This is a genomic window from Vibrio sp. MM46, assembly GCF_027587135.1.
In the GTDB taxonomy this organism is placed as follows: Bacteria; Pseudomonadota; Gammaproteobacteria; order Enterobacterales; family Vibrionaceae; genus Vibrio; species Vibrio harveyi.
On sequence record NZ_JAPPTO010000015.1, the window covers coordinates 1 to 11,542 of the forward strand.

General features: G+C 41.9%; 7 protein-coding genes and 1 pseudogene. 1 reads left to right on the forward strand and 7 read right to left on the reverse strand.

The annotated features are described in order from the left end of the window. Window positions 1–1,246: pseudogene (locus OH459_RS16990) on the forward strand (LysM peptidoglycan-binding domain-containing protein); the annotation flags it as partial. A 35-nt stretch (window positions 1,247–1,281) separates the two neighbouring features. Here the strand turns inward: OH459_RS16990 and OH459_RS16995 are convergent. From OH459_RS16995 to OH459_RS17025, 7 genes are all read right to left on the reverse strand, one after another. Then, window positions 1,282–2,361, reverse strand: a complete 1,080-nt coding sequence (locus OH459_RS16995) for a formylglycine-generating enzyme family protein (RefSeq protein ID WP_045379147.1) — start codon at window positions 2,359–2,361, stop codon at window positions 1,282–1,284. Window positions 2,362–2,585: 224 nt separating this feature from the next. Continuing rightward, window positions 2,586–3,662 carry a formylglycine-generating enzyme family protein gene (locus OH459_RS17000; RefSeq protein WP_045379144.1) on the reverse strand — a complete coding sequence of 359 codons (1,077 nt, stop codon included), beginning with the start codon at window positions 3,660–3,662 and terminating at the stop codon, window positions 2,586–2,588. A gap of 811 nt (window positions 3,663–4,473) precedes the next feature. Beyond that, window positions 4,474–6,852, reverse strand: a complete 2,379-nt coding sequence (locus OH459_RS17005; RefSeq protein WP_052439717.1) for a DUF4238 domain-containing protein — start codon at window positions 6,850–6,852, stop codon at window positions 4,474–4,476. Window positions 6,853–7,364: 512 nt separating this feature from the next. Continuing rightward, a complete protein-coding gene (locus tag OH459_RS17010) occupies window positions 7,365–8,381 on the reverse strand; it encodes an IS110 family transposase (protein WP_269987790.1) in 1,017 nt (338 codons plus the stop codon). Window positions 8,382–8,464: 83 nt separating this feature from the next. Next, window positions 8,465–10,630, reverse strand: a complete 2,166-nt coding sequence (locus tag OH459_RS17015) for an AAA family ATPase (protein ID WP_269987792.1) — start codon at window positions 10,628–10,630, stop codon at window positions 8,465–8,467. Further along, entirely contained in the window at window positions 10,627–11,064 is a 438-nt protein-coding gene (locus tag OH459_RS17020) for a VPA1267 family protein (RefSeq protein ID WP_269987794.1), read from the reverse strand. Before OH459_RS17020 ends, OH459_RS17015 begins: the two co-directional genes overlap by 4 nt. Before the next feature lie 49 nt (window positions 11,065–11,113). Beyond that, a complete protein-coding gene (locus tag OH459_RS17025; protein ID WP_269987796.1) occupies window positions 11,114–11,533 on the reverse strand; it encodes a hypothetical protein in 420 nt (139 codons plus the stop codon). Window positions 11,534–11,542: the final 9 nt, after the last annotated feature.

The following is an 11,542-nucleotide window of genomic DNA, read 5'->3' on the forward strand; positions in this document are numbered from 1 at the left end:
TTTTGAAGCTGCTATAACTGTTGAGCGCTTTTTACCAAGCGATGCGGGTTATACGCCATGCCTAAACTACACCGATGCAAATGGTCAACCAGCTGTGCACTCCTTTGGTAGTTTCCGATTTAATGCCAAAATGAAAGTGGGTTGTTTTGTGGGCGTGGTTGCTCAAGCAAAAGCAGGTATCAGTAACAGAAGACCGGAAACTGGTGATGATGTAGGGATATTGTTTGACCCTCATGTGAGCATGGGCAACGCAGGAGGCGGTCAAATAGGCATCAAGGCCAGTGTTTTTGGTGGTGGCCAGTTAAGTGGTGAGTTTGCAGGTGGAGTTCAATGGAAAGCACCAGAAAACGATAAAATCACAAACTTTAACTCTTTGGCTGAAATTCAGACTGAAGGCAATGTTTCCGTTGGTGGTGGTTATAACGCAGATTTTGAGCTCTATTTAGATGGTACAAAGTTCTTCCTTAAAATCTCAGCCAAACTGGTTTGGGGGGCTGGCGGCGGCGGTGGCTTTTCTGTCGCTATAAACGCAGAAGAAATTTGGAGTCTAGCGAAAGTAATCTGGCAAGGACTTCAATATGTGGATTATCGGATGCTACAAAACATTAATTCTCTGGCTTATGAATATTTAGTTGACGCTACTTACTTTGCGTTTGCCCTTGCCAAAGGTTTTGTTGCCCCACACGATGCATTAAAAAATGCCATTGCTAAAGGCGAGGACACTATAGAAAAAATTAGGGTTGCTCGGAAAAAAAGGCTTGACCTAGAAGCAGAGGCAATTACTTTAGCTGACAGAGTGCTGAACGATTTGGCACGTAGTGGGGTACCTTTTGATCAGCTTCTTCCCGAGGCGATAGGCAGAATGCTAGATACATTAACTCGGACCTTCACATTTAACTGGGAAGAGAAGCAAGAGGCGGCGATTTGTAAACTACTCGAAGAAAGTACCTATAGTTGGCACAAGTTTGAAGAAATTCTTGCGCGAATGAATGACAAAGGAGAAAAAGCTGCAGGTGAGCAGGTCCTCTTTGAAAACATTCAACGTATTAATGCCTTACTTGACGGTAAGCAACAAACTCAGTTCAATAATTGGGTAGCGACCTTAGCAGAAACGAACTCGGCAGATAAAGTTGCAGGGGCACCATTTACTCCCTACGATAACAGTGCTTTTACTCTAAAAAGGGAACGGGTACAGCAACAATATGCTTCGCTATTTGGTAGTAACGGTAGCTACCCTTACGCATAAACATAAACAAACTGGCCCCGTAGGCCAGTTTAAATTTACTTCGTTATTGGTTTCGGTTTCTGAATTGAACAACGAAAGCTCAAGCTTGGATTATAGGTATCCGACTCTATATCTTGTCCGCTACGTCCAAAGGTCATTTTGTTGCTTACGCTGTCACGTATAACTTTTTGGGTTCCTGTTTTTGGACCTAAAGGGTTCGCTTCCACTGAACTCAGGTAATAGTCTTTTTCGTACCAATCATTAACCCACTCATAAATCCCATTGCTCATTCCATAAATACCAAGCGGATTAGATGGCCAACGTCCAATATATTCCTCGCTACTTCTGCCAGTATTTACTTCCGATGCCTTTACATCTACGTATCTCTCCGCTGTTGGAGAGAAATATTGCCCTTCAGAAAGAGAGCGGTAACCGTCATTGGTCGCATAATAGTAATGCTGTCCACGACTTCGTGCGGCATATTCCCATTGCGCCTCTGTGGGAAGATCAAAAGGCAAGCCTGAAACTTCCCCAAGCCACTGACAGTAGTCTTTGCTCTCTTGCCAAGTTTTTGTTTGAGCTGGTTTGTGGTTTTTATAATGCCATTTCATTAACTCAGAGTATTCTTCTGTGTCGCGTTGGACGATATCTTTAAGTTGTGCGTAGCCTTCCCATTTGTTCGCACCTACTGGTAGTTGATTAATCTGTCGCATCCACTCCATATCGATAAAGCTTGCTTCATACTTAGATATCGAATAGGAGTCGAGGGTCACTTTGTGTAAGTACTGAGCACCAAACATACTACTCGCAAAATGACTTAAACACTGCGCATCAGGAGACCAATCTAAACGGTTCTCAGATTTTGTTGGGAAATCACAATCCATCTTGAAATCGCCCATATCAAAGCTTCCGCCTTCGACGAACACCATGTTCTCGATAGCTCGTACCACCACTTCTGCCGCTTTCTGCTTCTGCTCTGGAGTTGCTTCTGGGTAAAGCTCATTGATATTCGACACAATCGTATCGATTTGCTTTTGTGAGACCGTCTCGCTAGACACCTTAATTGCTGAACTTTCGCTATTGCACGCAACCAATAAGGGAAGCATACAAGCCATACCTAACCATCTGTTTTTCATTTGGTATTCCTTTTACTTTATGTACATATTTTACGCAAAAATAAAAGATGAGAACAGTTTCAAAGGCACTGTATGACTAGTTATAACGACGGCGTTCCTGTTTTTTGTTTAGGGAGGAGGCGAGACTGTGCACAAGTGAGTTTAAGCATGTGGTGCTTATTTAGGGATGAAATGACAATACTGTTTGAGTAGACAGGAGGGAAATGTGTTGGCTCATATCTTGTCTATTCTGTAAGTGGTTTTGGTTGTTGAACTGAACAACGGAAGCTGTGGGTTGGGGAGTAAGCGTCAAGAACAGGATCTTTACCAAAACGGTCAAAGGTTTTTACTCCTCCACCATCTCGAACGACCTTTTGAATACCATTTTCCGGTCCTTGCGGGTTGTGTTCAGGTGAGTTTAGGTAATACTCTTTTGCATACCAATCATTAACCCACTCCTGAATACCATTACTCATCCCATATACCCCCAGAGGATTTGCTGGCCATTGGCCAATATATTCTTCACTGCTAGTGCCACTATTTACTTCTGAGGGCTTTATATCGACATACTTACCAATATTCGGGTCAAAATGTCGTCCTTCCCGAATGGAACGATAACCATCATTGGTTGCATAGTAATAATGCTGTCCGCGACTCCTTGCCGCAAACTCCCATTGCGCTTCTGTCGGAATATCAAATTCTAAAGTGGAAACTTTGCCCAACCACTGACAGTAATCCTTTGCCTCTTGCCAAGATTTTGTATATGCAGCCTCATTGTTTTTCAAATTGTATTCAATAGCTTTCTTATATTTTTCATCTGTCCGCTCCATAGGCTTTGTCTTCAAAGGAATTACACTAATGAAGTTAGTGAGGGCTACCGGTAATCCATTTATTTGACGCATCCATTCCATATCCATAAAACTGGTCTCATATTTAGACATAGAGTAAGAATCGAGGGTGACTTTATGTAAATGTTGCGCACCAGAAAGGTTGGTAGCAAAGTTAAAACATTGCGCATCAGGAGACCAATCTAAACGGTTTTCAGTTTTCGTTGGAAAATCACAATCCATCTTGAAATCACCCATATCGAAGCTTCCGCCTTCAACGAACACCATGTTCTCAATCGCTCGGACCACCACTTCTGCCGCTTTCTGTTTCTGATCTGGAGTTGCTTCTGGGTAAAGCTCATTGATATTCGACACAATCGTATCGATTTGCTTTTGTGAGACCGTCTCGCTAGACACCTTAATTGCTGAACTTTCGCTATTGCACGCAACCAATAGGGGAAGCACACAAGCCATACCTAACCATCTGTTTTTCATTTGGTATTCCTTTTACTCTATGGGCATATTTTACGCAAAAATAAAAGGAGAGAACAGTTTCAAAGCGACTGTATAACTAGTTATAACGACTTCGTTCCTGTTTTAGGAAAGAGTCTGGTTGTTGCGAATTCTAAAGCATGCTGCCTTGTTAGGTTTTATCTCAATAGCAGACGTATCGATCCCAAAATGACCTGTGACTTTGCCTATTGTATGAATAGATGCTTAAATTGCATACAGAAACGCTTATATTGGGACGAAGAACTGCATGATTTTGTCCTATACGGGATCGGTTATTGGGAATTGAAAGTGGAAAAAGTTGAATCAGAAGATGCGCCAAAGATTGATGTGAAAGAAGTAATTGAACAACGTAGACTTAGTAAAATAAAGATGGCTAACAAACGTCTTAAGCAGGCATTTAAGCAATCCTCTATGACGTACTCAAAAGTTACCATTAGAAAAATGAAATTCCCCCGAATACTGTAAATCAAGATCATGAGAGTCTGTGTAACACTTAAGTGCTTAAATCAGGTTTAAGATACCACGCCATTGCGAAACAGTTTGATTCTTGAATTTCATGCCCTGAATTTAGTCAAAAGGCTGTTGAACAAATTGTTCTTATGAGATTTTACTGCGTTCTAAACACATTTTGGGGCACTTCTGTGTTACGAAGTGCCAACTGTGAAGGTTCTGGACAGAAACAGTTTAGAGCTGTCGCCCTAAACTGTTAGGCATTAATAAGCTGAGTTTGGGTAAAGCCCAACTTGTTTAGGTCTACAAGTTGGGTGGCAATTCCTTACTTAAAAATGAAATGCTACGAAGACAAGTAATACACAGCTAATGCCTTGTCGTTATAGTCAGTACAGTTTGACTTTAGAAGTAATCGCTGCACATTTTTGTCATAAAAACCTCCCTCGGGAACTAAAGCTTTAAAGTTAATTGAATCACCCCCAAGATCGTGAACTTTGATTTTTTTATCTAGTTCAACCGCCTGCATCTTCTTCACTAATAGTGAATTTTGCTCTGAGTTGTTTGAAGCTACTAACTCATGGGAAGACTTAAGCCAATCTCGGTACATAACAAAATTCGCACTTGTTGATTTACAAAACGAATTCAATGCTTGAGAGTCTACAGGAGCCATCGTGACTTTATCGTAAACCTCACTCCAAGGATAATTAACTATTCCTTGGTTCCGATGTTGAGCGGCATGAAACTCAACCCATCTAGATTCACTGTCGGTTACAATTACCGAGCCGGTTACTTGTGCTAAAAATAAGCCCATCTCGTAGTTTGGGGCCATGCTAAATGGCATAAACTGACCGCCTCGTCCACTGGCTAGGTCTTGGAGGGGGATTAACGGATCAATTTGAGCTTTCTCATCTAAAGTATCACTGACATCTTCAGCTTGCTTGTCCGTCAAATGAGGAAACTCGCTTAATAACATTCTCTTTCGAACATCTCTAGGCTTCGAATATGTGGAGTTTAAAAGGTCTTCTGTCATCAAATGCAAATACAGCAGACGATCTGACGGACTAATGAAAGTTCCTTTTCTGGAAGTTGCCATATCTAGCATTTCACGATGCAAGCTATAGTCGAAACAACAAGGATCAGGAATGAGATTTACCAACCCTAAACCAATATATGGCTCAATAGTTAACATGAAGTAAAAATCTTTCAGGGCCTGATATTTGTAACTACTAGGTGTTTCAACAGGACTAAATTCAGGCTTTACATTATTAGGATTGATAAATGGGTGTTGAATCAGAAACTCCTCAAAATGAGGGGCCATAGTAAGTGCGTGTATACCTATCCTTCTAACATCTAATGGGCCAGCATAAAGTCCACGAAACTTACCATCAGGTTTAGGCAACATAGAATAGATATCGGTATCATTGGGCCATAATACGGAATAGAACCTATAAATTTCTGACACCTGATCATCTGACAGTTCGCGCCTAACATCATCCCACGACTTTCCGTTGTTGAGCCCGAGTATATCTCTGATTGCATTACACAATGCTAGATTTCGTTCCCTAATGCTTAGCACCGACCAAGTTGAACGCTTATCTATCGGTATATCTCTACAGCACTTCTTGTACTTTCTACCACTACCGCACCCACAATTGTCATTGCGGCCTAGCATTTTTTCATCAATTGTCTTTTTGAGATAACTACTTTCGGGATTTTTTCGGCCAAATGCGTCTTGATAATGAACATGACCATCATCAAATTTTGCAAACATCTCCCCACCATAACGATAAAGTTCGCTAGGTGGTGGTAACAATACATGTTTTAAATGAGCCCAATCGCAATCAACTTCTTTATCAGGATGTAGCCAAGCATCAGAGCCCGCAGCTACAGACTCATTTGAACGACTTTTGATTATATAGTTAATCTTGGTTACTTCTTCATCTGACAACTTTCGAGTATTGATAAACTCTATTGCATTCACCATGCTTTGACGCATCTTTACAGCGTTAGCGCGAGGCTCTAAAGGGTCTACTGATTCAGGGGCTTTTGCATATTCAAGGTTGGTCAAAATTAAGCATCTATTTTTATCCAATGGAAAAATAGTTTGTGAGCCCTTTAGGGAAATATCTGGATCGTTGGGGTATTCACATAACTTTGAGTCAGGTGGGCACGCATAGTTGTATACCGTAACGGGATGGTCTGAAACTATAAATTTAACCGCTGAATCTTCGGCTGAAACTAGTTCTCGTACTCCCTCAGCCCACAGAGTACAATGCAACGACCTTACTGACTGCATTTCTTCCATCAGGTCATTTTGACTAAGCTCTGGATAATGGCTTTTTATCCAATCTAAGCCCTTTGGAGTTCTGATTTTCTGGGCATCTAAATACGAAAAGAAACTTTCAAAATGCTGAAGCCACTCAGCTGGATCATCAGTTAGAAACGCCCTTACAGCATGTGAGCCGTTGTCATCAATATACCCAAACAGTTTCTTCTCAATCTCATCGTTGATTTCATCTCCAAAGAAAGTGGTATATAGGTCTTTTTGATAAAAACGTTGGGTCGGAGTCTGCCATTTTTTAGATGGAGGGATAATTTTGATGTCCCCATTAGGCAATACAATTGATTTTTCCTTGAGATGGCAAAGCTCATTTTCTCGTTCACTAAAGAAACCCTTTTGATGCCATTGAGGTACGTAATGATTATCTCTTGTTTTAGACATTCAATCACCATAAGTCACTATAAATAATGGGGATTATACTGAATACTGTTATCCAACAAACTTAAAAATCTTGATATCCCTCACTGATATTAGATTTCATTGCCATAATTTTTAGCAATACGATAAAAATCGACAAAATTAAACTCAAGGTTTCGAAATCACTCTTCTGAAAACGATCAGCCAATAGTACTTTGAACTGTCGCTTTCGGATAACTTTTGGCAGGGAAAACTAACGTTAACCACATATGAATAAGTATTTACTCTGAATAATAAAGGGGCAAAATGTATGGTACGCCCCGTTTTGCAAGTGATTAAGCAAAATAACAGAGTTGGTTTGCGCTAATGTATTCAGAGTCTATTTGAGACCGTCATTAGTCCCAGCTCTACGATGAGATCCGCGCCAGATTGTCCTCATAAACGTGAAAGCACTTTCAATGCTGTTCTGCCCCTCAGGTCTTCAATCTGGTGGTCTAACCGTTTTGTCATCTTGATTTATCATGTGCAAATTTTGGTTATGCTTTTACTTCAAATGCTTTGTGAGAGCTCATCACCGACCATGCTATGCGAGCTAATTTATTCGCTAATGCGACAACGGCAACGTTGAATGGTTTACGGCACTTCAAATCAATAAGCCACGAACCGAAGTAACGCTCCGCAGAAGCATCTCTCCACATGACAGCTCTAGCCGCATGGACAAATAATTCTCTCAGCTCTTTATTTCCCCGCTTTGATATACCCAGCAATCGAGGCTTTCCTCCCGTTGTATATTGAAACGACACTAACCCTATCCATGCTGCAAAGTTTCGCCCATTAGCAAAGTCTTTTGGGTCGCCGACAGAAGATAAGCAACAAGAAGCTGTCATAGGCCCTATGCCTGGTATCGTTTGAAGTAAACTATATAGCTCATTTTCTTTATTGAGTTCGACTAGTTTTTGGTCTTGAACAGCGATCTTTTCATTTAGTTGGTTGTAGTAGTCCAATTGGTCACGAAGCTCAAGAATGATCTGTGGTGGGACTATAGCCTCTTTATCTGCTAGCCACTGGAACAGCATTTTCATATTGGCATGCCCGCGAGGAAAGCTAATACCAAACTCTAGTAAGATTGATCCGATTCTATTCATACAGGAGGTTCTTTCGCGAATATATCCTGTTCTGATTTTCCTAATCACGGTACTAATTTGAGCTTGTTCGCTTTTCGGAGAGACAAACCTCATATTAGGTCTCGTGGCAGCTTCGGCAATGGCATCAGCATCAATGAAATCGTTCTTGTGGCTCTTAACGTATGGCTTTACATACTGTGCAGGAATTAGCTTGACCTTATGATCATATTCTTGGCATTTTCGAGCCAACCAATGCGCACCACAGCACGCTTCCATTGCTATGGTTGCAGATTCTTGCTGTGAGATAAAATGAATGAGCTTAGCTCGGGTCAATTTGTATCGGAAAACTTCACGGCCAGAATAGTCGTGGCCAATTAGATGGAAAACAGACTTACCGAGATCTATACCAATAACTTTAATAGCTGACATGATGGCACCTCTAAATGTTCATCGACTATGATAATTTTAGCGTAGGTGTGGGGCGTACCATCTAATTAACGAGTTTGAAACTGCTAACTCAACAGTTCTTTCAGGTAGCTATTCCGTTTATGAGAGTGTCTAGGTGCCTCGGTGATCTGCCTCATGTCATCACTACTTCCAACGATATGAATTTCGCTTTCTGCTCTTGTAATTGCCGTATAGAGCCATGCTCTATCGACTATTCTGCCTTTTTGCAGAGCGATGATGATACGTGGAAACTGTGACCCTTGAGCTTTATGTAGGGTGATTGCGTAACCCAACTCCATGCAATCGAGTACAGATTGTGTAATCTCGACCTTTTCACTTGTATCTAGTGTCACTTCACCGTAACTATCACCAGAAGGTTTGACGTTGGTTAGTGTGCCAAGTGAGCCGTTCTGAATGCCTTTATCATAATGGTTTTGCGTGAATAACACGGCATCATTCATGCGAAGTGGCAAAAAGAACTTATCACCATTGATTTCGAACTCAAGGCTAGTGCTATCTGGGTTAACGGCTTGTTGGGTGAGTTTATTGATTTCTGATACGAGTGCCTTGGTTGGAGCCATGACGCGACTGTTTTCAGGACACTGTTGGTAAAGATCACAACAGACTTTGGCAATGTCTGTTTTACTGGTTTCGTGAAAGTGTATTGCTCCCGTACTTAATCGATCAGGCACCACACCTTGATTGATGAGCTTTGAGTATTCGGGGATACCCGTTGAACCTTCCTGTCTCTTGACGATATCTAACTTCGTATTAGCCACCGTTTTTGCTTCAACGATGTCTGCCAACATTTTGCCGCAGCCGATTGGTGGAAGTTGGTCGGGGTCGCCAGTGAATATCAATCGTACAGAGGGGTGAATGTGATTCACAAGACGATACATGGTTGGCAAGTCAATCATGCTTGCCTCATCAATCACCAGTAGGTGATTTGTTTTCTCGACACTGGGTTCTATGGGGGCTTCACACAGCAATTTGGCAATGGTTGAGGTAACAAAACCGATGGACTCATGAAGTCTCATTGCAGCACGACCGCTGAGCGCAACGGCGTGTATTTCAAATCCAAGTTGATGGTAAGCCCTGAGAGCCGTTCTGAGTAACGTTGTCTTGCCTGTTCCTGCACCACCCGTAATACAGCATACCGAATTATCCAGACACGTTGTTACGGCTTCGATTTGTTTAGGGATTAATTCGTAGGGAAGCTCCGCAACCGCAGAGCAATACGCAGCATTGGCGTTTTCATCAAACAAGTCATTCCGCTGAACCAGTGTATTTAGCCGTTTGGCAACGACACTTTCCATCAGAAGTTGCGCCGTTGGATGGTAGGTTCCTGTGTCGGGGTTTAAAATGTACTGAGCTTTATCATGACCTGATTGGAACGCCTGAGTGACCAGTGTTTTGTCTTTCAGTAGCCTGTTGAGGTAAGGGCGCACATTGGCATGAGTGGTATAGGTGTGACCTTTTTCAATCTCCTTGCGAATCGCCATTTCCAGAGCAGCGCTGAGCCTTCTTGGGTCATTCTTCGCAACATCGCTCTTAAAATCCGTTGCCTTGATAATATCTTCAATGGCACTGAACGAAAGACCAAAATCCATCAAAGCATAAGGATTATCCTTAATTACCTCTATGGAGGCTTCACCGTGATGCTTGAGCAGCCGTTGCTGCACACTGGCGGGGATGTTGTGCTCACTCATCCAGTTGCAATGTGCCAGATTTTTATATTTGGCGTACCCTTTAAAGAGTGCCTCTACTGAATCTTCGCTCAGAATCGATGTCAGACGCTTTCTGGACTCTGGGGTGTCATTTCTCAATGTGGCATGGAAATCTTTCCCCAAGAGCTGCCAGAGCGCTCTGGCTTTGTTTTCCCCTATGCCTTTGAAGTCATTTTCTTTAGCAATAAATCGTATCAGTTGCTCACCTGTTTCGGGCAGGGAGCATTCAATATGCTTGGGGGATTCATACGTGTGTTGCTGCATTACATAATCGCCAGTTTCAACAGCTTTAACTTGGCGAGAACCTTTGACTGACCAATGCTGACCTAACGTGGGTTGCACAGGGATACGATTAGGGTCGGCTATAATGGTGACGTAATACTTCCAACTGTTGATTTTGTAAGAGTCCTTCGCCAGCGGTACACCGCTGAATATCACCACCTTGGTCGAGCGATACGGAATGCTGGTTACGCGCATCTGATCTTCATGTAGGACAGTATTCATCGTGGCATCAACCCCATTTCAGATAGGGTCTCTGATAGCTCCCCAAAGCGCTCAAGTCGTTTTTCCAGCTCTTTTACCTTAGCTTTTAATTCAATGTTTTCAGCCTCTAATGAGGATACTCGTTTTGAGTCGAACAGCTTGCGGTTGGCGGTATTGTCATAGGCTTTTGGTTTACCTTCGTTTTTCTTAGCTGAGTTGGTCAAAGGTGGCAGAATGCTTCTATCACGCAGCTCATCTTCTAATGCTTTGAGTGCGTCTTTGAGAGCAGGGTTTTGGTTAAGGGCAGATTTACCACAGCCGATCCCTTTCGCGACTTCGATGCGATTGAGCTGGCCTCGGTAGATAATTTGTTTAAAATCATCATCGTTTTGTGTTGCTACCCAAACCTTAAATGCCTCAAGATTGTGCTGCGCTTTCTGCTGACCACTTGCCATTATAAGTCCTCAATTAGATTAGAAAACACAAAGAGTTGCGTTTAGGTCTTTATTTACTTTCCTCGATACTCCGCATCGCTCTTTGAAAAATAGTCATTACATTTGGATCGCTTTGACCGATATTGGCGATTTTTTGAATAAAAGCTTGCAGATAACCGATTTCATCTTTTGCCACTTTTAATTCCGCTTCTAGTTGAATAACTTTTTCTGCTAAATCAATATCTTTTTGTAGATAGATAAGTAGCTCAGTATTGTCAGTGGAAACAGGTTGCCCTTTGAGTGAGCGCTTTCTATCCTTGTATTCATTTTTTATATTGAGATATTTATCAAGTGTTTGCCGCGTCGTAGTGATCGCAAGGCTAGACTCAATCTTCGTAACTAATAAATCCCAAGTCAGCTTTCCTTCCCAACTTCTAATTAATGCTTGAATGGAGATTTGTTGATCAGTGTCTAATGATTTAGTTGCCATGTGTATTTT